This window comes from Pseudomonas sp. LBUM1666, assembly GCF_059695775.1.
On the sequence record NZ_CP166789.1, the window covers coordinates 2,376,418 to 2,396,329 of the forward strand.

21 protein-coding genes are annotated in these 19,912 nt (G+C 58.1%); 6 read left to right on the plus strand and 15 right to left on the minus strand.

All coding sequences use genetic code 11. From position 1 onward, the window contains the following. Positions 1 to 40: 40 nt before the first annotated feature. Entirely contained in the window at positions 41 to 601 is a 561-nt protein-coding gene (locus tag ACA056_RS10720; RefSeq protein WP_497272554.1) for a lipid-binding SYLF domain-containing protein, read from the minus strand. Positions 602 to 873: 272 nt separating this feature from the next. Further along, positions 874 to 1,524, minus strand: a complete 651-nt coding sequence (locus ACA056_RS10725; protein ID WP_497272556.1) for a hypothetical protein — start codon at positions 1,522 to 1,524, stop codon at positions 874 to 876. Here ACA056_RS10725 and ACA056_RS10730 point away from each other — a divergent pair. Further along, on the plus strand, positions 1,489 to 2,925 hold the full coding sequence (locus tag ACA056_RS10730; protein ID WP_497266342.1) for an IS1182 family transposase: 1,437 nt from the start codon (positions 1,489 to 1,491) through the stop codon (positions 2,923 to 2,925). The genes ACA056_RS10725 and ACA056_RS10730 overlap by 36 nt on opposite strands. Before the next feature lie 356 nt (positions 2,926 to 3,281). Then, entirely contained in the window at positions 3,282 to 3,659 is a 378-nt protein-coding gene (locus tag ACA056_RS10735; protein ID WP_149662273.1) for a hypothetical protein, read from the plus strand. 541 nt (positions 3,660 to 4,200) lie between these two features. On the opposite strand, the gene ACA056_RS10740 is transcribed toward ACA056_RS10735, so the two are convergent. The 4 genes from ACA056_RS10740 to ACA056_RS10755 all read right to left on the minus strand — a co-directional run bounded on the left by ACA056_RS10740 (position 4,201) and on the right by ACA056_RS10755 (position 6,723). Beyond that, entirely contained in the window at positions 4,201 to 4,605 is a 405-nt protein-coding gene (locus tag ACA056_RS10740) for a nuclear transport factor 2 family protein (RefSeq protein ID WP_497272558.1), read from the minus strand. Further along, positions 4,595 to 4,966, minus strand: a complete 372-nt coding sequence (locus ACA056_RS10745; RefSeq protein WP_497272560.1) for a Rid family hydrolase — start codon at positions 4,964 to 4,966, stop codon at positions 4,595 to 4,597. The genes ACA056_RS10740 and ACA056_RS10745 overlap by 11 nt, the downstream gene beginning before the upstream one ends. A 63-nt stretch (positions 4,967 to 5,029) precedes the next feature. Beyond that, positions 5,030 to 5,641 carry a glutathione transferase GstA gene (gene gstA / locus ACA056_RS10750; RefSeq protein ID WP_497272562.1) on the minus strand — a complete coding sequence of 204 codons (612 nt, stop codon included), beginning with the start codon at positions 5,639 to 5,641 and terminating at the stop codon, positions 5,030 to 5,032. A 155-nt stretch (positions 5,642 to 5,796) separates the two neighbouring features. After that, on the minus strand, positions 5,797 to 6,723 hold the full coding sequence (locus ACA056_RS10755; protein WP_497272564.1) for a LysR family transcriptional regulator: 927 nt from the start codon (positions 6,721 to 6,723) through the stop codon (positions 5,797 to 5,799). 100 nt (positions 6,724 to 6,823) lie between these two features. On the opposite strand from ACA056_RS10755, the gene ACA056_RS10760 reads away from it, so the two are divergent. Beyond that, positions 6,824 to 8,197, plus strand: a complete 1,374-nt coding sequence (locus tag ACA056_RS10760) for a DHA2 family efflux MFS transporter permease subunit (protein WP_497272566.1) — start codon at positions 6,824 to 6,826, stop codon at positions 8,195 to 8,197. 170 nt (positions 8,198 to 8,367) lie between these two features. On the opposite strand, the gene ACA056_RS10765 is transcribed toward ACA056_RS10760, so the two are convergent. The 6 genes from ACA056_RS10765 to ACA056_RS10790 form a co-directional block, all read right to left on the minus strand. Continuing rightward, positions 8,368 to 8,934: a UbiX family flavin prenyltransferase gene (locus ACA056_RS10765; RefSeq protein WP_045157110.1), complete on the minus strand. Its 567-nt coding sequence runs from the start codon at positions 8,932 to 8,934 to the stop codon at positions 8,368 to 8,370. Then, positions 8,921 to 10,429: a UbiD family decarboxylase gene (locus ACA056_RS10770; RefSeq protein ID WP_497272568.1), complete on the minus strand. Its 1,509-nt coding sequence runs from the start codon at positions 10,427 to 10,429 to the stop codon at positions 8,921 to 8,923. Before ACA056_RS10770 ends, ACA056_RS10765 begins: the two co-directional genes overlap by 14 nt. A gap of 66 nt (positions 10,430 to 10,495) precedes the next feature. After that, the gene (locus tag ACA056_RS10775; protein ID WP_045157108.1) at positions 10,496 to 10,918 is read right to left on the minus strand and encodes a DoxX family protein; all 423 of its coding nucleotides are present in this window, start codon (positions 10,916 to 10,918) and stop codon (positions 10,496 to 10,498) included. Positions 10,919 to 10,933: 15 nt separating this feature from the next. Continuing rightward, on the minus strand, positions 10,934 to 11,968 hold the full coding sequence (locus ACA056_RS10780; RefSeq protein ID WP_497272570.1) for a hydroxyacid dehydrogenase: 1,035 nt from the start codon (positions 11,966 to 11,968) through the stop codon (positions 10,934 to 10,936). Further along, positions 11,965 to 12,837, minus strand: a complete 873-nt coding sequence (locus ACA056_RS10785) for a TauD/TfdA dioxygenase family protein (RefSeq protein ID WP_497272572.1) — start codon at positions 12,835 to 12,837, stop codon at positions 11,965 to 11,967. The genes ACA056_RS10780 and ACA056_RS10785 overlap by 4 nt, the downstream gene beginning before the upstream one ends. 26 nt (positions 12,838 to 12,863) lie before the next feature. Then, positions 12,864 to 14,159, minus strand: a complete 1,296-nt coding sequence (locus tag ACA056_RS10790) for an aminotransferase class I/II-fold pyridoxal phosphate-dependent enzyme (protein ID WP_497272574.1) — start codon at positions 14,157 to 14,159, stop codon at positions 12,864 to 12,866. A 141-nt stretch (positions 14,160 to 14,300) separates the two neighbouring features. On the opposite strand from ACA056_RS10790, the gene ACA056_RS10795 reads away from it, so the two are divergent. Next, positions 14,301 to 15,227, plus strand: coding sequence for a transcriptional regulator GcvA (locus ACA056_RS10795; protein WP_497272576.1), 927 nt, complete (start codon positions 14,301 to 14,303; stop codon positions 15,225 to 15,227). Between the two features lie 86 nt (positions 15,228 to 15,313). Here the strand turns inward: ACA056_RS10795 and ACA056_RS10800 are convergent, their stop codons facing one another. Together ACA056_RS10800 and ACA056_RS10805 are read right to left on the minus strand one after the other, a co-directional pair. Then, a complete protein-coding gene (locus ACA056_RS10800) occupies positions 15,314 to 15,760 on the minus strand; it encodes a GNAT family N-acetyltransferase (RefSeq protein WP_497272578.1) in 447 nt (148 codons plus the stop codon). A gap of 161 nt (positions 15,761 to 15,921) precedes the next feature. Beyond that, the gene (locus ACA056_RS10805; RefSeq protein WP_150656220.1) at positions 15,922 to 16,824 is read right to left on the minus strand and encodes a LysR family transcriptional regulator; all 903 of its coding nucleotides are present in this window, start codon (positions 16,822 to 16,824) and stop codon (positions 15,922 to 15,924) included. A gap of 106 nt (positions 16,825 to 16,930) precedes the next feature. On the opposite strand from ACA056_RS10805, the gene ACA056_RS10810 reads away from it, so the two are divergent. Further along, positions 16,931 to 18,328, plus strand: coding sequence for an MFS transporter (locus ACA056_RS10810; protein WP_497272581.1), 1,398 nt, complete (start codon positions 16,931 to 16,933; stop codon positions 18,326 to 18,328). After that, positions 18,325 to 19,599: a glucarate dehydratase family protein gene (locus tag ACA056_RS10815; protein WP_056743766.1), complete on the plus strand. Its 1,275-nt coding sequence runs from the start codon at positions 18,325 to 18,327 to the stop codon at positions 19,597 to 19,599. Before ACA056_RS10810 ends, ACA056_RS10815 begins: the two co-directional genes overlap by 4 nt. On the opposite strand, the gene ACA056_RS10820 is transcribed toward ACA056_RS10815, so the two are convergent. Beyond that, positions 19,583 to 19,888: a DUF7693 family protein gene (locus tag ACA056_RS10820; RefSeq protein ID WP_497272583.1), complete on the minus strand. Its 306-nt coding sequence runs from the start codon at positions 19,886 to 19,888 to the stop codon at positions 19,583 to 19,585. The genes ACA056_RS10815 and ACA056_RS10820 overlap by 17 nt on opposite strands. Positions 19,889 to 19,912 lie beyond the last annotated feature (24 nt).

Here is a 19,912-nt window from a genome sequence, read left to right on the forward strand (position 1 = left end):
GCGTCTTGCGGATTACGCAAGACGCCTTGATGGACGGGTTTCAGCGCTTGATAAGGGAGATTTTCGTTCCCTCGATGCTGACCCCGGCCATTAACCCTTGCTGGTCAAATATGAACGCGTAGGCATCGTCCTTGAGTGTCGAACTCGACAGATTCTTCGCGACCCCTGCGTCAACCACGACAACGGTTGGCCCCACGCCGACCTCCCAGCCCTTGGTCTCACGAACATAATTCACGGCTTTGTCAGTCATCAGGAACACCGCATAACCGTACGATTGGGCACCGGCCTGCAACCCCCATGATCCCGTTACGGAGTTGTAATAATTCTCCACTTTCGAGCCCTTCATCAGCACGCCTTCGCCATAGCTGCCACCAAACACAAGGCCGGCCTTGATGATTTTCGGGAAGACAAGCACCGCTTTGGCATTGCGCGACATGGTTTCGGCAAATGGAGTGGCCTTGTAAAGCGTTTGCAACGCTTGCCGGGAGTCGGTATTCAGATCCTCGGCGGTTGCCGCACCTGCATTGTTCAGGAGGCTCGCTGATGCCAATGATGCTGTCGCGAGGAAGATCGATAGGAGGAAGCGCATTGACTGAGTCATTTTCGTACTCCGGTAAGGGAGCAGGGGATGGGAGCAGCAGTCAGCGCCTGCACCAGACAGGATCCGAACCTACTGAACGTTATCCGGCGCACCCTGATGTGTGTGAATTGCAAAGCGTCGCTTTTGAATGAAGCAGGCCCAAGGCCTTTGATCAGTCGCGACGCCGTCAGATGTTTGGACCACTGTGCAACGGCCGGGTTCGTCGTCAGAAGCTGCTTTTGGCCGATAATTGCCCGTGCTTCGGGAGCTAAGGTCGACCGTCCACTCTTGGGTCACGCACAACCCATTTCCTCGTACGAAGCATCGACGACCGTGATGCGCTCATCCCAAGCAGTTTCAGCGACATCGCGGATAATTTCCGCTAGCGTCTCAACATCCACACCCTCGGCCCTGATGCAGGCCAAGCGTCCGAGCGACCAATCGATAACGGTGCATTGTGGGTACTTCCCTGGCAGTGCGGACAGGGCTTCCTGAGGTGGCTCTTTGCGGGTGTACATGAAGTCAAAGTACGGGGCACTGGCATCCTGAAGCGAGTACACCAGAACCCAAGCATTTGATGGCCCGGGAAACCACATGGTGACGTTACGATGCGCCCATTCTGGCCCACCGTTTTTGATGCGGCGAAGTACTTCGATGATCGAATTACAACCGAGTATTCGGATCATGCGATCAGAATCAAACGTCCAGTCAGGCACAGGCTGGGAGGCTGCTTTACTGGCCAGAAGTGCAGTCATGCTTGCTTTTCTCTTCATCGCATTACCTTGAGTTCGAACGTCCGCTTCAGGCTGATTGCCGTCTGTGGCGAAGGGCAGCGATCGACCCAGGCTGTGTGAAAACACCTGCAATTGTCTAATCTTCTGATCGTCGAGATCGTAGCGGGGGCGATCATGAAGCGATTCATTGAAGGTGAGGCTCGGACGCAAGTCACCTTGCTGCCGGAGTGTCTGGACGATTACGTAACCGAAGAAAATCCAGTCCGAGTGGTCGACGTTTTCGTCGATGAACTCGACCTGGGTGCACTTGGGTTTGAAGGTGTTGATCCTGCTGCAACGGGTCGTCCGGCCTACCACCCAGCGGTGTTGCTGAAGATCTATATCTACGGCTACCTCAATCGGATTCAGTCCAGCCGCCGGCTTGAGCGTGAGGCCGAGCGCAACGTCGAGTTGATGTGGCTAACGGGGCGTTTGGCTCCGGACTTCAAAACCATTGCCGACTTTCGCAAAGACAACGGCAAAGCCATTCGCAACGTATGCCGCCAGTTCGTAGTTCTTTGCCGCAACCTCAATCTCTTCTCTCAGTCGATCATCGCCATCGACGGCAGCAAATTCAAAGCCGTCAATAATCGCGACCGCAACTTCACTCAGGGCAAGGTGAAGGCACGCATGCAGCAGATCGAGCAGAGCATTGATCGCTATCTGGCGGCGATGGATTCGGCGGATCGGGCAACGCCCGAAGTGGCCGAGGCCAAAGCAGAGCGGCTTAAAGAAAAGATAGAAACACTGAAAAAGCAGATGCAGAAACTCAAGGAAATCGAGGCACAGCTCCACGAAAGTCCAGACCAGCAGATTTCCCTCACAGACCCAGATGCACGCTCAATGGCCACGAGCGGTCGAGGCACCGGGACGGTTGGCTACAACGTGCAAACCGCTGTCGACGACAAACACCATTTGATCATTGCCCATGAGGTGACCAACGTTGGCAATGATCGCGGGCAGCTGAGCAATATGGCGAACCAAGCGCGTGAAGAAATTGGAGCTGAATCGCTAACGGTGGTGGCTGATCGAGGCTATTACAAAGGTCTGGAAATCCTTGCTTGCGAGCAAGCCGGCATCACTGCCTTCGTACCGAAACCCCTCACATCTGGCAGCAAAGCGGAAGGCAGATTTGGCAAGCAGGATTTCATCTATCTTGCGGCGTCGGACGAGTATCGATGCCCTGCGGGGCAGTTACTAACCAGGCGACATTCGTCGACGGAAGACGGCATGTTATTGCATTGTTATTACTTCTCAGGCTGCCAGTCCTGCTCAATGCAAAAGCAATGTACGACGGGTAAGGAGCGTCGGGTGAAGCGCTGGGAACATGAAGCGGTAGTCGACGCGATGCAGGTTCGGCTGGAGCATGACCCGGGGAAGATGAAGGTTCGCCGCCAGACTGTTGAGCATCCTTTTGGAACGCTCAAATATTGGATGGGAGCCACCCACTTCCTGACCAAAACACTTCCGCGAGTAAGTACCGAAATGAGCCTTCATGTGCTCGCCTACAACCTCAAACGAATGATGAGCATCTTTGGCATCGCAGGACTGCTTGAGGCGATCAGGGCGTGAATCCAGCCGCTTGGCTCGCCCGTTAGTAGCCGTTTGGGCCGCTGACGCGGCCCAAACGGCATTAGGAACGTCTATGTAGCTGACTAAGGTAATTCGCGCTTCCGCCCGCTGATTTCACAGGCAATCCTCGCGCCTCTCAGTTTTCGACGTATTTAGCGCGTTTTCACACAGCCTGGACCCAAAGCGGACGGAGGGAAAAAACCGTAGAGTCCTCCAGATCGTGAATGTTCGTTTGGTGATGGATTGCGAAAAATCGCCCTGCCTATGGCCAAGAAGTCTTGGAGAAAAACTGCGTTACAGATGGCTGATGATTAGAACGGGATCAAATTCACCGTGATGTCAGCAAAGGATGCTTTATGCCCCTTTTAACGTGGGATCCTTTTGATCTAATCGCCGTACTCGGCGTCTTCCCCTCCCTGGATGAGTTCGAAACATCACACCGTTACGTTATCGAGCAAGGTACTGTCAGACTGAAATTGACAATTTGGCAATATGATTCTGATGTGGAAATTCAGGTGAGTGAGGCTTCACTACCAAACCCCATTATCAAATACACAATGCTTGGATGCCCCGGTATCCGCGTTGTTGATGACAAGCGCGGTAAATTCTTGGAGTTTGCAGCTTCGAATACTTTCACTGGGCGATACGACGGGTATTCGGTAATTCCCTACGGTTTAAGGTTGTGGGTCGAACCTCAAATTTTGCTGGAGCCGTTCACTTACGCGTCTGCTTAGAGAGAATGACGGACGGTCATGAGTATGCGCTTTTGGCTGTTCTCCGTCGGTTGTGACCGGCTGCTATTGGCCGAGGCTGTGTAAAAACGTTTTGGAGCTGGTTTGACGGTCAGAAGAAGAGCGAAAATCCCGTTCCTACGCAAATTTCAGCTCCGCTACTTCACCAAGTACGGGCAGATTTTACGTAGCAACGCGAGCTTAAAATCGGTGCCTGCGTTTTTACACAGCCTGGGCCGATAACTGCCCTCGGTTACGCAGCAATGTCCACGAGCGCTGGTATTGCTGCTGAAAAATCAACATGCATGACGTCGGTGATACCGCTGTTGTGAATGATCTTCGGCGAGAAAAAGGCGATGGTGTTGGCCAGCACCTAACTGCACAGGGAGATCGACCCTGGAACGAGAAGCTTTGGTTCCTTCAGCGCGAGGCTCAATGGCGGCACAGTGCGAATCTGATCCTCAAAAGAAATCAGCCCTGCACGCCAGATGCGTGCAGGGCTTTTTTGTTTTACGCGATTGAACGCTGGCGAACGCCGAATCGCTCACGTTGCGTCGAGCACCACGGCCGGCTTGAGCGGCGTCGCTTGATAAACCAGCAGTTGCCATTGTTCATCGGTTTTCTGCCACGCCGTGAGCGTTCGGTTGTGCAGATGTTTTCGCACGCCCCCGGAGGTGACGGTGGTGAACATCTCGCCAAATGCGATCGCCAGTTCACCCACCCGGGTCACTTTGTCGATTTGATGGTTGAGGGTGTGATAGATGAACTCCCGGGAGCGACACTTCTCAAGGTAGCTCTTGAGATCATCGACCACGCCGCTGGCGTGGATGTAGGTCAGGTCCGGGTGGAACAGGTAGCTGAAGATATCCAGATGACCGCCGAGCATGGCGGCACTGCGTTGTGCTTCGCAGGTGCGGATCACCAGGTCGATCTGATCGTTATGCGTCATCAGCCGTTCCTCGCGCCGCCGTAACGATGATTTCGATCAGCAGTTTGCCGCCCAGGTCGACGCCGTAACAGGCGCGCTGGGGCCAGTGCTGCGGGTTGTTGCTGATCCACCGGGCCCAGATTTCATCTACCACGGGTTTGCTGCCCATGTCTGCCAGCAGCACCTGGGCCGACAGCATGCGAGAAGCGTGAGAGCCAAGGCCTTCGAGGCTGGTGCTCAACGCGGCCAGGGCCTGGTGAGTCTGGCCGGCGATGTCCAGTGAGGTGTCCGCAGAGGTTGCCACGGTATAAACGATGTTGGCGTAGGCGCAGGAACGGCTACGGCCTGCGTGGCCGCTCGGGACGCGTTCAATTGTATGCATAGGGGGCTTCATCCAGGTTGAAGTGAGGCAGAAGCCTGCATCGGCCGGCTTCTGTCATCCGTATTAAACCGGCTGCGTTGCCTCTTCCGCGGCAATGGCGGCTTGCACGCTTGGACGTGCTTCGATGCGTTGCATGTACGACGCCAGTTCCGGCCAGTCTTTGACATCGATATTGAAGAACGGGAGCCACTTGAGCACGGTGAACAGATAGGCATCGCTCAGGCCGAACGCGCCGAGCAGATAGTCTTTGTTAACCAGGCCCTTGTTCAGGTAGTCCAGGCGCTTGAACAGTTTCTGCCGGAAAATTTCTTTTGTGGGCTCAGGAATTTCAGCATTGAACAATGGGGCGCTGCCGCCATGGATTTCCGAGGTGATGAAGTTCAGCAGTTCCTGTAGACGCGTGCGCTCCCAGGTGCCGTTGGCCGGCGCCAAGGAATTGCCCGGAACCTGATCTGCCAGGTACTGCAGGATGGCCGGACCTTCGGTCAAAACCTGGCCATTATCTAGCACCAGTGCGGCCACGTAACCCTTTGGATTGATATCGCGGAAGTCGCGGCCGTCGGCCGTGGTCTTGGTCTTGTTGTTAACTCGGATCAGTTCGAAAGGCAGGCTGAGCTCACGCAGCACGATGTGCGGCGACAGGGAGCAGGTCATGGGGGCAAAGTACAGTTTCATGGATATCTCCTTAAATGCGGGCAACGCGTACCCGAACGTGTTGCCGTTCCAGGCCTGAAACGGCTGTGAACCTCGTTCCAGACATATTGGTGTCATGTCATCAATCGGTAAAATTACGATCTTATGCGCCCATCATTAGGTGCTCTTATGTCCACTCAGGCGACTTTCGCTTCAGTACTGCGAATCGTCATCGGGATGTCGCTGCCGAGGGTCGACTTGCGGATTTCATTGAGAAACGCCTGGGCAGAAGGCGTGCGTTCGCCGGCGGGTGAGCAAACCAGGCCGAACTCACGATAGATCGGTTCGCTCAATTCGAAGACCCGCATGCCCCGGCGATCAACCGGCAGTGTCGAGGCCGGTATGATCGAAATGCCCATGCCTTCACTGATTAACGCAAACGCCGTGGTCCAATCGCGCACGGTGATTTTGATGTCCTTGAGCTTAAGTCCTTCACGCTCTACCAGTGACTGGCCATTGAGGTGGCAGCCGCCGGTCGCGAGGATGAAAGGCTCTTCCACCAGATCCTTGAGCGCGACCGTGGTGGCCGAGGATCTGCGGGCCAAGTCATGGTTCGCGGGGACTGCCGCCACCCAGGAGTCGCGGCCCAGCAACAGCGCACCACGGGACGGGCAGGGGTTCATCACGACGCCCAGGTCGATGCTACTGTTGGTCAGCCATTGTTCGACTTCTTCGTCGGTGCCTTCCAGCGAGACGATTTCGATGCCGGGGTGCAGCCGGCTGAAGCTTTGCAGCAGCGGCGGCAGCAGGTTGGCGAACACGGATGGAAAACTCGCGAGTTTGATCCGCCCCAGATGGCATCCACGCGATGCATCTACCAGGTTCTGGATTGATTCGAACTCGCTGAGCATGCGTCGTGCGCGGTCGATGATCTGCTGCCCGATCGCCGTCGCGGTGGTCTGGCGACGGTCGCGCACGAACACTTTTACGCCGAGCGTTTCCTCCATCTGCGTCAGGGCCTGGCTTGCGCCCGACTGGGTAATGCCATAGCGCTCGGCGGCGCGGGAAACATTTTCGGCGTCAGCCACGGCGACCAGCAGGCGCCAATGCATCAGGTTCATCATCTCAGTAGTTCCTCTTATGTTTGGCTAATCGAGATTTAATTTTACGAAGCACCTGCACAGCCTCAGGATCGCCCCTGAGTACACAGTGAGGTGTTGGAAAATGGGCAAAGTCTTGTCAATGGATCTGGCGGCCAGACCCGCCTCGGCGGCGCCTGTTCTGGTGAGCGTGGCGTTGAGTTCGTTCATGGTTGCGCTGGATGTCACAGCGCTGAACGTGGCGCTGCCGAGCATCGGGCATGACCTGGCAGCGGGTATGGATCGGCTGCAATGGATCGCTGGCGCCTACACCCTGGTGTTTGCGAGCCTGCTGTTGTCGGCCGGTGCGTTAAGTGATCGTCTGGGGGCCAGGAAAGTGTTCCTGTGTGCATTGTTGGTGTTCACCGCTTCGTCGATGGCCTGCGGATTGGCCCAAGAGGTTGTTGAACTGATTTGCGCGCGGGCCGTTCAAGGCATCGGTGCGGCGCTGATGCTACCTAGCTCAATGGCGTTGCTGGTCGAGGCGTATCCCGACCCCAAGGCGCGAGCCAAGGCTGTGGCCCTTTGGGGCGGGATCTCGGCACTCGCGCTGGTGAGTGGCCCGTTGTTGGGCGGCATGCTGGTGGAGCTGGTTGATTGGCGTTCGATTTTTTATCTGAACGTACCGTTTTGCCTGATTGCCCTGGGGTGTTGCGCGGTACGCAGCAGTCGCCTCGCCATCCAGCCGCGTTCGATTGACTGGGCGGGGCAAGTGCTTTCGGCGCTGGCGCTGGTGTCGTTGATCTTTGCCCTGATTGAAGGGCCGGGATGGGGCTGGGGAAACGCCTGGGTCATCGCTACGTTACTGGTGGCGCTGGTTTCGGGCTCGGCGTTTATCTATTCGCAGCAGGCGCAGCGTGAACCGATGCTGCCGTTGAATCTGTTCGAGTCCAGAACTTTTACCGCCGCCATTGGCGCCGGCTTTCTGCAAACCCTGGCGTATTACGGCAGCCTGTTCGTGCTGCCGTTCGCATTGCAGGGGCAGGGCCGGACGCCGCTGGAGATCGGTCTGGCAATGATCCCAATGACGATTGCGACCGGCGGCATGGCAACGCTCTCGGGGCGTTTGTCGAATGCCTTCGGTGCCCGTTCAGTCGGTGCCGCCGGTATGCTTTGTGGAGCACTCGGGGCGGCATTGTTGGCGCTGTACGGAATGGATCGCGTCAGCCTGGTACTCGGCGGGCTGTTGATCGGGCTGGGCGGTGCGACCTTGCCGGTCATCGTCGGCGCTTGTCTGGCGAGTGTGCCAAGCGGCAAGGTCGGCGTCGGGTCCGGGGTACTCAATGCCGCGCGCCAATGTGGCGGAGTGACCGGTATTGCCTTGCTCGGCGCCTCGCTCGGAGAGTCGGGGCGCGCCACCGGCGCCTTATCGATCATTGCCCTGTCGTTCGTTGCCGCCAGCCTGTTGACCGTGCTGCGGATGTACACCGACGAAGTCGATGTCGTGAGGGAATGCTGACCGGCGCGCCGAAGCTGACCGGTGAGTGTTTCAATGAATAGATGTTGCGTTGCCTGCCCCCTGTGGAGCAGGCAGGCAGATGCAACGTTGTTGTGTGGGTTCAGGTTGTGAAAGAGCGATTCGGCAAGGCGCCGAAGCACGCTTGCCGAAGATGCAGCCAACAGCGATGTTCAACCCCAGCGGCGTACCTTGCCGGTGTCCAGTCCCAATAGATCGAGCATGCGGCCAACCGTGTGATCGACCATGTCCTCGATGGATTGCGGCCGGGCGTAAAACGCCGGTACCGGCGGCATCACGATGCCGCCCATCTCACAGATCTGGGTCATGCTGCGCAGGTGTCCCAGATGCAACGGCGTTTCGCGCACCATCAGAACCAATGGCCGGCGCTCCTTAAGCGTCACGTCGGCGGCGCGACTGAGCAGGCTGCCGGTGATGCCGCTGGAAATTTCCGAAAGGCTCTTGATCGAGCAAGGTGTCACCACCATGCCCAGGGTCTTGAACGAGCCGCTGGAAATCGATGCGCCGATGTCTGCTGGATCGTGCACGACGCTGGCAAGGGCTTTGACATCCGCCACTTTCATGTCGAGTTCATGGGCCAGCGTGACTTGAGCCGATTTGGTCATGATCAAGTGGGTGGCGAGCCCCAGCTCGCGCAGCAGCACCAGGGTGCGCACGCCGTAAATCACGCCACTGGCACCGCTGATGCCGACCACGATGCGGCGTTCAGGGCTGCTCATGGGAATCCACCGAGTTGTCGAATGCACTGATCACCGGCGCTTCGCCCGGCAGACCCAAATCGTTCCAGCGCTCGCGCACACGTTCGTAGACCGATGGGCGCAACAGGGTACGGGTCGGGAAGTTGCGAATGTTGCGGTAATCCTTGCAAGCGTTGATTAAGGCTTTGGAACCGAAGAAACGCTTCTCAGGCGGGTTCTGTGCCGGATCCAGCGGCGAGCCGCGGGTGTTGCGCAGAATGTCGATGTCATCGCTGGGCGTGGCGCGCGTGGCCATAGCCCACAGCACTTGATTCATGTCGGTGGGATCGACGTCCTCATCTACCGCGACGATCCATTTGCTGATGTAGGCGCCACCGGGCACCTGGCCGGCGAGGGCCAGGGCTTGTGCGGCATGCCCGGCGTATTTCTGTTCGAGACTGATGATGATCATGCCGAAGGCCCCGGCAGCGGCGGGCGGGCAATACACCCCTTTGATGCCCTGAATGCCGAGCTTGTCGAGGTCGTTCCAGATCTTGGCCGAGCGGATGGTGGAGAAAAACGCGCTTTGCTCGTTCGAGGGGAAATCGGCCATCAGGGCGTTGGTCAGGATCGGTCGGGTGCGGTAGTGCAGGGCGGTGACTTCGATCAGCGGGCAATCGATGTCCTTGTAGCCGTAATAGCCGGTGAACTCACCGAAAGGCCCTTCTTCACGGGTTGAGCCCGGGCGAATGACGCCCTCAATGACAATCTCCGCTGCGGCAGGAATCAGCAGGTCGGAGTTTCTCGCGCGCACCACTTCAATGGGTTTGCCCTTGATGCCACCGGCAAAATCATACTCGCTGACGCCCGGCGGCAACGACTGTGATCCCACCACCATCATCAATGGATCGACGCCCCAGGCTGCCGCGACGGGCAGAGCCTCGCCCCTGGCCCACGCCTGGTGGATATGGCGCAGGGCATCCTTACCCGGTGCCAGCGACAGGCCGACCTCGCGCGGCCCCTGGATCATCATTCGATAAGTGCCGACGTTCAGGTAGCCGGACTCCAGATCCCGGGTGAACACCGCATCCGCCGTACCGGCGTAGGCACCGCCATCCCTTGGCCAGTGTTTGGGGATCGGCAGGCGGGTCAGGTCAATGTCATTGCCGGTGAGGGTGTTCTGGTAGATCGGCGCGGCTTCAGCCGAGATCTCAAGCGGGGCGATGCTGTGTTTGAGCTTGTCTTTGGTGCGCCGGATCAGTTCCATGGTCGGCGTATCCGGTGCCTCTTCAAGGGTGATCGCGGTGCGCGCCACGCTCGGGCCGAAGATGTTCCACAAATGACGCAATCCCAGTGCCGAATCCGCTTGGTCGAAGAGCACCGCAGGCGAGGTGGTCTGGCGAGCCACCAGATAAGTGATTGCGCTCATTTCTTCAATCGGGTCGACGGCTTGCGAGACGGTCTGCAGTTCGCCGATCTTCTCGGCCCGTGCCAGCCAGTCTCGAAGGTCGGCAACCGGTTCAATCAATTCGTTCATCTTGGGTATCCGCAGGGACTGAATAGAAAAAACGGCGGGGGCATTTCTGCACCCGCCGTCAGCAGATCAACGTTTGTCGATCGAGTACTTTCCAGGCCCCAACAGGCAGAGGAAAAGGAAACCGCCGGCGATGCTCACGTTCTTGAAGAAGTGCACGAACAGCGTGTGATGATCGGCCGGATTGGTGGTGTTCCAGAACGCATGGCCGATGATCCCGGTGCCGATGGTGTACAGCACGAAAATCGCTGCGATGGGCCGGGTCCAGAAGCCGAACAGCAGGGCCAGTCCGCCGAAGAATTCGACGAGGGTGGCGACGATCGCGGTGAACTCAGGGATCGGCGCGTTTACCGATTTGAGGTAGGTCACGAAGCTGCCGTGGTCGGTGACATAGGTAAAGCCGAAATAGCCGTATAGGATCAGAATCATGATCCGTGCCACGAGGATCAGTGCGTCGCGTTGGTCATCGAACAGCTGATAGCGTAAGTACATTCCATTGCTCACAAGTCAGATTGGGTAAGGGATGGCGTCGGCGGAGTCTGCTTCAGCCAGGTGAAACGTTCGGTCGAACACCTGTGGGTTCACCACGTTTTCGTGGTTTGGTTGAGCGTCGAAAACGTCGAGTACGTTGCCGGCGGCCAGTTTCGCCATGCGGCTCACTGCCTCGCGGGAAACCCCGGCCAGGTGCGGCGAGCAGATAACGTTGTCGAGGCTGGGCAGACCGCTGCCGTGGGACGGCGGTTCTGGCAGGAACACGTCCAGCGCGGCGCCAGCGATGCGTTTTTCGACCAGTGCCTGATAAAGCGCCTGCTCGTCGACGATGCCGCCACGTGCGGTGTTGATCACATACGCCTGGGGTTTCATCAGGGCTAAACGCTCGGCGGACAGCAAGCCGACCGTTTCGGCGGTCTTAGGGCAGTGCAAGCTGACGTAATCAGCACTTGCCAATCCGTGTTCAAGCACTGCAACCGGTTCTACGCCGTGGGGCAACTGCCGTGGAGCGAGGTATGGGTCGTACACCTTGACGCGCATCCCCAGCGCCACGAGGAGCGTGGCAACACGGGCGCCAATCCTGCCGCAACCGACGAGCAGCACTTCGCGGCCTTCCAGTTCACTGGGCAGGTAGTCGTAGCGCTGATGCCAATTGCCATTGCGCACCAGATGGGTCAACGCCTCGGTACGTTTCGCCAAGGACAGCATGAAACCCAGCGTGTGCTCTGCCACTGCCCGGTGATTGGCATTGGCGCAGACCATCACTGGAATCGCGGCCTCGGTCATCGCCGGGATATCGACGGCGTCGAAGCCGACGCCGATCCGCGACACTACCTGCAAACCCGGTGCGCGTTGCAATTCGGCGGTGCCGAACCGGGTCAGGCCGAGAACCACGCCGTGCACTTCATCGAAGCTCTCGAGCAAGGCCTGGAACTGGCCCTGCTCAATGGTGTTAGGAAACTCCACCACTTCGATGTCGTCACGCTCGCGCAGCATTTGCTTGCCTTCGGCGCCCAGGATATGGGCAATCAGTACGCGCTTCCTGTTCATGCGACGTGCTCCTGTAACGCGTCCCGGGCAAAGAACTCGCCGTCATTGACGCCGATGCGGAACATCACCCGCTGGGCATCCCGCGACAGCTCGGTAGCGCAGTGCAGCACCGAACGGTTATCCCAGATCAGCAGGTCGTCAGGCTCCCACTGGTAGTTGAAAATCCGCTCCGGCGTCAGGGCAAACGCGAACAGCTCATCAAGCAACGCCCGACTTTGCTCTTGCGAATAACCGCTGATGCGCGTGGTGTAGCCCGGGTTGACGTACAGGCTTTCGCGCTGTGTGCGCGGATGCACGGCAACCGTTGGGTGGGTGCTGGCCGGGAAGGTCTGCTCCAGGCGAGTGAAGATTTCCTGGATCGACTCCCCGACATCGTCTTCCTTGACTTTGTAAGTCCAGCGAACGTCATGTACCGCCTGACGATTGTTGACCCGCTCGTACAGATCCTTGGGCAGATCGTCATACACCGATTGCATATCCACGAAGAGCGTATCGCCACCCGTCTCGGGAATCTGTTGCGCGTGCAGCATGGTCAGCGGCAGTGGTTCGGCCAGGTAGCTGGAGTCGCTATGCCACATGTTGCCGAGCTTGCGCGCACCGACCGCGCCAGCTCCGTTGCGGTTATTGATCACCAGAATGTTCGGATACGCCGGGTCGTGGTAACTCTTGAGCTTGAACTGTTCGAGTTCCCCGAAGCACGCTGCGAACTGTTGATAGCCCTCACGGGTCAGCGTCTGGTTTTTCAGTGCCACCACTTTGCGTTCGTATACCAGCTCCTGAATGGCACGAATCTCGTCCAGGGAAGCCGTGTTGATATCGAAATCCGTCACTGCCGTGACGAAGGTTTCCGCCAAATCCGTTCGCTTCACGTTGAGAGTCTCCTGCACGACGTCAGTCAAACGGCCAGCGCAGGCTGGAGTTGATTAGCGGTAGGGGTGCTATCCCGATTTGAATCGCTGCTTTTGAGCATCAGACTCAGATCGAGGATGTCGGCCGGGTTGTGTGCCGAGGTGACCGACATGCGCAGTGCTGCCTGACCGCGTGGTACGGTCGGGAAAAACACGACGGAGGTGTAGTGACCCTGTTGCAGCAGGTACTCACCCTTGGCGATGGCTTCCTCTTCGTTACCGATGCGTACGATCCGGATCGGCAATTCGCTGCCGCTGGTTTCGGTCGGGATCAGGTTGTCGAACAGCTTCATGTTGTTGCGCAGCGAGCGTTGCAGTTTGTGCAGTTCCGGCGTGGCATGGATTTCCGCCGACGCCAGTGCTGCGCCCACGGCAGCCATGTTTGGTGCGCAGGAGAAGCCGTAGGTTGGTGCATAGCGACGGATCGAGTTCTCGATGTGCTTGGTGCCAAGCATCAACAGACCGCCCGCTGCGCCATAACCTTTACCCAGGGACGCGGCCACGATGGTGTTCTCATCCAGGCTGTCCAGTTGCGAGCGGACGAAGCCTTCACCGTGCTGGCCAACCACCGAAATACCGTGGGCATCGTCCAGATACACGAACAGACCGTACTTGTCCTGCAGGGCTCGCAGCTCGCGAACCGGCGCCGCGCCGCCCATCGAGTAGGCACCATCGCCCACGTAGGCGACCTTGCGACCGCCCTGGCACAGACGCTCCAGGTGTTCGAGGTCGTTGTGCTCGATCACGATCACGTCAGTTTCTTCGCGCAGAACCGGGATGTGGTACTGCAGAGTCACGTGGGCGAAACGGTCGAAAGCGATCAGCGGTTTCTCACCGCCGGTGAACAGGCCGGCAGCTAGCAGCGGCAGGGCGCCCATGTTGGCGGCAGCCACGGTCGGGAACACCACCACACCGTTTACATCAAACAGCTTGGCCAGGGTGTGTTCCAGGCGTACTAGCGGTTCGGCGGAGAGGCGTGTGCGGGCTACCGAAAAGTGCGCCGACGGGATTTCATCCATCGAGGCCTTGGCGGCGGCGAGCACTTTGGGGTGGGCGTCCAGGTTGAGGTAACCGCAGCGGGTGTAGTCGATCACTTCCTTGCCGCTGGTGGCAATTTCGATGCGGCGGTTGTCGAGCACACGGCAGGAAACCCCCATCAGACCTTTTTCATACGCGGTGTCGAAATGCGGACGGCTGATTTCAGCCATTCTCGAGGCATTGCGAGCCTTCAGTTGTGGCGCTTTTTCGTCCGGGCTGTTGTTGATTTCAACTGTTTTATTCACGGCGATCTCATCCTTTGAGTGGTCGTTTTCAAGCCGTTGTGGCTTGAGAACGACGCTAGGATCCACGACCGCTGAAACATTTTGCAAAGGACTTCTTGAGTGCTACCTTATGACAAAATCTCATGAGCATTACGAAGTCTTATGGTTGCCAGAATTCCCTCTCTCAATGGATTGAAAGCGTTTGAATCTGCTGCCCGCCATATGAGTTTTACGAAGGCCGCTGAAGAGCTCAATGTCACGCAGACGGCCATCAGTCATCAGATTCGCCGACTTGAAGATGAACTGGGCATTCGCCTGTTTCTGCGGCTCAAGGACGGCCTGGCGCTTACCACTGAAGGTCATGCATATTTACCTGGCATTCGCTCGGCGTTTCATGAGTTGCGCTATTCCACGGAAATGTTGCTCGGGTCGACCAACAACAGCGCATTGACCATCAGCACCCTGGTTTCCTTGGCGTCCAAATGGCTGTTGCCGCGCCTGGCATCCTTTCAGGATGCATTTCCCAATATTGACGTGCGGGTCACCGCATCAACCGAACTGGTCGACTTCCGCAAGGGCGGCATCGACGCCGCGATCCGCTACGGTTTCGGCGACTGGAAGGGCTTGCGGGCGGACTGGCTGATGTCCGACGAGATCTTTCCTGTGTGCAGCCCCAAGCTGCTGACTGGCCCCAAAGCCTTGAAAAGCCCGGTCGATCTGGCCAATCACACGCTATTGCAGGTCAGCGGCATGACCAGCAACGACTGGAACATGTGGTTGAGCGCGGCAGGGCAACCGAAGAAACTCGCCGAAGGCACGCGGCTGACCTTCGATCTGGCAATGATGGCGGTGCAGGCTGCCATTGACGGATTGGGGGTGTGCATCGGTCGCTCCACCTACGTCGATGACGATTTGAAGGCCGGGAAACTGGTAGCGCCGTTCAACCTCAAGTTGAAGTCCGATCTGGGTTTCTACCTGGTGACGCCGCTGGAAATTGCCAACTCGAAAAAAGTCGTGGCATTCCGCACCTGGCTGATCGATCTGGTGCAGAGCGCCGAATCTGCCTCAGCTTCCGAAATCCTTAAATAAGCTTTGCGTTTTGTATTGGCATCTATCAATCCCGCTAGCGGGAAAAACCATGTGATGCAATCGAGATGCTCAGTGGCAGTGCGTAGTCATTTGATATGTCGATAGACCTTTGTTGTGCGGACCGAGAATCCTGTCCCCTCGTATAAGCGATGGGCAGATTCACGATCTGGATTGGAGGTTAAATCCAGAGTTCTCGCGCCGAGGTCATGGCTTTTTTCTATTGCTGCTTGTATGAGTGCTTTGCCGACCCCTTGACCTCGAGCGCTGGCATCTACTACGACGTCTTCGATCCAGGCACGAATGCCTGTCGGAATGCGAAAATGAATTAGGGTTAGCGCCCCCAAAATGCTTCCTCCACCTGCTGCTCTCACTACCAATAAATCGGAGCACTCTGAATCCACAATCTGCTTCAAATCTTCCATTGTCATCGCTTGAGCGTTTTTGGAAAGCTGCGGGAGAAGGTCATTCAAAGATCTGAGCAGCATAGGATCGGTTTCTTGAACCACCTCGACAATAGCGGATTGGTTTGTCATTAGAGATCCTCAAGTGAAGGGGGGAAGCTTCGATGGTTCAATTTGGCACATTCCCCAAAGCGCCTGCGAGTGACCGCTTCTGGCCGATAGTTGTAGGTCGCGAAGGGCCGCTATTGACCAACGTGGTCGATGACCCAAAGAAACGCCAGGCAACGACAAACTCAAACGCCCCATCCCTCCCGCACAGCCCTTCGAATCCCCTCCAACAGCATCGCAAATGCCGGGTTGTCATTGTTCTCGCGCCAGATCAAATGCAGCTCGCTCTGCACACCTTCGCCCAAATCGATATCGCGGAATACCACGTTCTTGAACACCACGCTGGTGGCACAGCGAGGCACCAGGGCCAGGCCCATTCCGGCGTTGACCAAGGCCAGGATGGTCAAGGATGAACCGAGCCATTGCACGTATTCCGGGGCGACGCGGGCAGAGCGGAGCATTCCGGTCAGCAGTTCGTTGAACGGCGGGTAGGCGGCGTGGGAGTACATCAGGAAAGGCTGCGCATCGAGGTCTTTGACCGACACGGTTTCTGCGCTCGCCAGCCGATGACTGCTCGGCACCGCCAGTACAAACGGCTCGCGCACCAGGCATTCGGTGGCGTATCCCGGCTCCAGCAACGGCGCTCGAACGATACCCAGATCGATACGCCGCGCACGCAGGGCTTCATGCTGCTGGTAGGTGTTCATCTCCGTCAGGTCGATTTTCACATGCGGCTGTTTGAGCCGCGCTTCGGCGATGACCTTGGGCAGGAATTCATACACCGCGCTGCCGACGAAGCTGATGTTGACCGAGCCGATGTCGCCCTCGGCAAAACGGCGGGCGGTGACGGCGGCTTGCTGGGCGCGCTCCAGCAGGTTCTGCGCTTCGATGAAAAAGGCGCGGCCGGCGGCGGTCAGGGCGACGCTGCGGGTGGTGCGGGTGAACAGCTCGACGCCCAGGTGATGTTCCAGCAGTTGAATCTGTCGGCTGAGGGGCGGTTGAGTCATGTTCAACCGTTCGGCGGCCCGGCGGAAATTCAGTTCGGTTGCCACGGTGGTGAAGCAGCGCAGTTGAGTCAGTTCGAACATTGATCTAATTCCGGTATCAATCGAATGCCAAGTTAGATTAGACGGGATCAATGTGCGCGTCCATGATCGGCCCGTCCCTAAAAAAACAATGATCGGGAGTCGCCCCTTGAATACCCTCCAGAGTCCGCCGGACCCGAATGTGCTCGCCCGCGCAGCGGCCAAGGTGAAGCGTCATGTGCTGCCGCTGTTTGTGGTGATGTTCATCGTCAACTACATCGACCGGGTCAACATCGGCTTCGTGCGCAGCCACATGGAAACCGACCTCGGCATTGGCGCAGCCGCCTACGGCCTGGGCGCCGGGTTGTTCTTCATCGGTTACGCGATCTTCGAAGTCCCCTCCAACATGCTGCTGCAACGCTACGGTGCTCGCGCCTGGCTGACGCGCATCATGTTCACCTGGGGCGCGGCGGCGATGGCCATGGCGTTTGTGCGCGGCGAAACCAGCTTCTATGTGCTGCGTTTTGTCCTCGGTGCAGCCGAAGCAGGCTTCTTTCCCGGCATCATTTACTACTTCACCCAATGGCTGCCGTCGACCGAGCGCGGCAAGGCCATGGCGATTTTCCTCAGCGGTTCGGCCATTGCCTCGGTGATCTCCGGTCCCGTCTCCGGCGCACTGTTGAACGTCAGCGGTTTCAGCCTGCATGGCTGGCAGTGGATGTTCTTGATCGAAGGCTTTGCCTCGATTGTGCTCTGTGGATTTGTGTGGTTCTGGCTGCAATCCCATCCGCGCGAGGCGAAATGGTTGAGCGCCGAAGAAAAGGACGCACTGGTTGACGCCATCGCGCTGGAACAACAGGCCCGGGAAGCCACACAGACCGTCAAGCCGTCGATGTTCAAGCTGCTGGCCGACAAGCAAATCGCGCTGTTCTGCTTCATTTACTTTTCCATCGCCCTGACCATCTACGGCGCCACGTTCTGGCTGCCGAGCATGATCAAGAAAATGGGCAACCTCGGCGACTTCCAGGTCGGCCTGTTCAACTCGATTCCGTGGATCATTTCGATCATCGCGATGTATGGCTTCGCCGCCATGGCCAGCAAATGGAAACACCAGCAAGCCTGGGTGGCCTTGACCCTGGTGATCGCCGCGTTCGGCATGTTCATGTCCACCACCGGCGGGCCGATCTTCGCCTTCGTCGCCATCTGTTTTGCCGCCATTGGTTTCAAGGCTGCCTCGGCATTGTTCTGGCCGATTCCGCAAGGCTATCTGGATGCTCGCATCGCCGCCGCGGTGATCGCCTTGATCAATTCCATCGGCAACCTCGGCGGTTTCGTCGCCCCGACGGCGTTCGGTTTCCTGGAGCAAAAAACCGGCTCCATCGAAGGCGGCCTCTACGGTTTGGCGGCCACGTCACTGGTCGCGGCCGTGGTGATCTTTTTCGCCCGCACCGCACCGCGTGGCGACTCACTTCGGGCGCTGACCGGCAAACCTGCCGCCGACACGGCAGCCAAAAAATCCATCAGTCATCAAATCCTGAGTTCAGGTTCAAAGGGAGCAGCTTCTTGAAAATCAAACGAGTCACCGTCACCCCAATCGCTTTCCGTGATCCGCCGCTGCTGAATGCCAGTGGTATCCACGAACCCTTTGCGCTGCGCTCGATCATCGAGATTGAAAGCGACAACGGCTACATTGGCCTGGGTGAAAGTTATGGTGACGCCCCGGCGTTGTTGATCCAGCAGCAACTGCAAGACCAGTTGATCGGCCTCGACCCGTTCAACCTCAATCAGCTGCGCCGCATCGTGCAAGCCACCGTGGCGGCGAACAAACCCGCGAGCATTGCCGGTGCGGAACTGGCGCCAGGCTCCCATGCCAGCAAAGCGGTGAGCAACGCGTATTCGGCGTTCGAAGTGGCGTTCCTGGATTTGCAGGCACACTCGTTGAACGTGCCATTGGTGGACTTACTGGGGGGGGCGATTCGCGACGAAATTCCGTTCAGCGCCTACCTGTTCTTCAAGTACGCGCAGCATGTCGATTCACCCTACAAGCCCGACAGTTGGGGCGAAGCGCTGAACGAAGAACAGATCGTCGCCCAGGCGCGGCGCATGATCGAGGCCAACGGTTTCAAGAGCATCAAGCTCAAGGCCGGCACGCTGCCGCCGGAGCACGAAGTGTCGTGCATCAAGGCGCTGAAAAAGGCTTTCCCCGGTTACCCGTTGCGCATCGACCCGAACGGCAACTGGTCGCTGGAAACCTCGATCCGCATGGCCGAACTGCTGGGCGATGACCTGCAATATTACGAAGACCCGACGCCGGGCCTCGATGGTATGTCTGAATTGCACAAGCGCACCGGCCTGCCGCTGGCGACCAACATGGTGGTCACCGATTTCGATGAGTTCCGCCGCAGTGTTGCTTTGAACAGCGTGCAGATCGTCCTCGCCGACCACCACTACTGGGGCGGCCTGCGCGACACCCAGGCGCTGGCGAAAATGTGCGACACCTTTGGCTTAGGTGTATCGATGCATTCCAACTCCCATTTGGGCATCAGCCTGATGGCGATGGCGCATGTCGCCGCCGCGGTACCTAATCTGGATTACGCCTGCGACACGCATTACCCGTGGCAGGAACCGGATGAAGAGGTGATCAAGGGCGGCAAAATACCCATCGTCGATGGTTGTGTGAAGATCACCCGCGCGCCCGGATTGGGCCTGGAACTGGATCACGATCAACTGGGCAAACTGCATGACCAGTACCTGACTTGCGGCATTCGTCAGCGCGATGACGTGAAACAGATGCAGCGTTACAAGCCGGAGTGGAAGGCGGTCAAACCGCGTTTTTGAGTTCAAGCAAACGCTCGATTTGCGCCAGCTCCCAGGTGCTGAGCAAACTGACCGGGTCGGTGCCGTAACGTTGCCAACTGTCGAACACGCCCTCGCGACCGTCCGGGCTTTGGCAACGTTGGCAGTGGCGCAAGTGATTGCCGTCGAAACCGAGGGTCAGGCGCCAGCCCTCGATATCGACTTGCACCTGGCCGGGCTCGGGTTGTTCGTCGAGGCGCTTTAGAAGCCGAACTTCCAGCGCGGCGTCACGCAATTGCTGGTAAACCTCGCGGGCGGTCAGGGGCGGCACTGATGTCTCCGGTGAAGTCGTGGC

Excerpts from the sequence above, each read along its gene's own strand:
- ACA056_RS10720 (WP_497272554.1), bottom strand. The coding sequence starts at position 601 with ATGACTCAGTCAATGCGCTTCCTCCTATCGATCTTCCTCGCGACAGCA.
- ACA056_RS10730 (WP_497266342.1), top strand. The coding sequence starts at position 1,489 with ATGAAGCGATTCATTGAAGGTGAGGCTCGGACGCAAGTCACCTTGCTG.
- ACA056_RS10735 (WP_149662273.1), top strand. The coding sequence starts at position 3,282 with ATGCCCCTTTTAACGTGGGATCCTTTTGATCTAATCGCCGTACTCGGC.
- ACA056_RS10740 (WP_497272558.1), bottom strand. The coding sequence starts at position 4,605 with ATGACGCATAACGATCAGATCGACCTGGTGATCCGCACCTGCGAAGCA.
- ACA056_RS10745 (WP_497272560.1), bottom strand. The coding sequence starts at position 4,966 with ATGCATACAATTGAACGCGTCCCGAGCGGCCACGCAGGCCGTAGCCGT.
- gstA (WP_497272562.1), bottom strand. The coding sequence starts at position 5,641 with ATGAAACTGTACTTTGCCCCCATGACCTGCTCCCTGTCGCCGCACATC.
- ACA056_RS10755 (WP_497272564.1), bottom strand. The coding sequence starts at position 6,723 with ATGATGAACCTGATGCATTGGCGCCTGCTGGTCGCCGTGGCTGACGCC.
- ACA056_RS10760 (WP_497272566.1), top strand. The coding sequence starts at position 6,824 with ATGGGCAAAGTCTTGTCAATGGATCTGGCGGCCAGACCCGCCTCGGCG.
- ACA056_RS10765 (WP_045157110.1), bottom strand. The coding sequence starts at position 8,934 with ATGAGCAGCCCTGAACGCCGCATCGTGGTCGGCATCAGCGGTGCCAGT.
- ACA056_RS10770 (WP_497272568.1), bottom strand. The coding sequence starts at position 10,429 with ATGAACGAATTGATTGAACCGGTTGCCGACCTTCGAGACTGGCTGGCA.
- ACA056_RS10775 (WP_045157108.1), bottom strand. The coding sequence starts at position 10,918 with ATGTACTTACGCTATCAGCTGTTCGATGACCAACGCGACGCACTGATC.
- ACA056_RS10780 (WP_497272570.1), bottom strand. The coding sequence starts at position 11,968 with ATGAACAGGAAGCGCGTACTGATTGCCCATATCCTGGGCGCCGAAGGC.
- ACA056_RS10795 (WP_497272576.1), top strand. The coding sequence starts at position 14,301 with ATGGTTGCCAGAATTCCCTCTCTCAATGGATTGAAAGCGTTTGAATCT.
- ACA056_RS10800 (WP_497272578.1), bottom strand. The coding sequence starts at position 15,760 with ATGACAAACCAATCCGCTATTGTCGAGGTGGTTCAAGAAACCGATCCT.
- ACA056_RS10805 (WP_150656220.1), bottom strand. The coding sequence starts at position 16,824 with ATGTTCGAACTGACTCAACTGCGCTGCTTCACCACCGTGGCAACCGAA.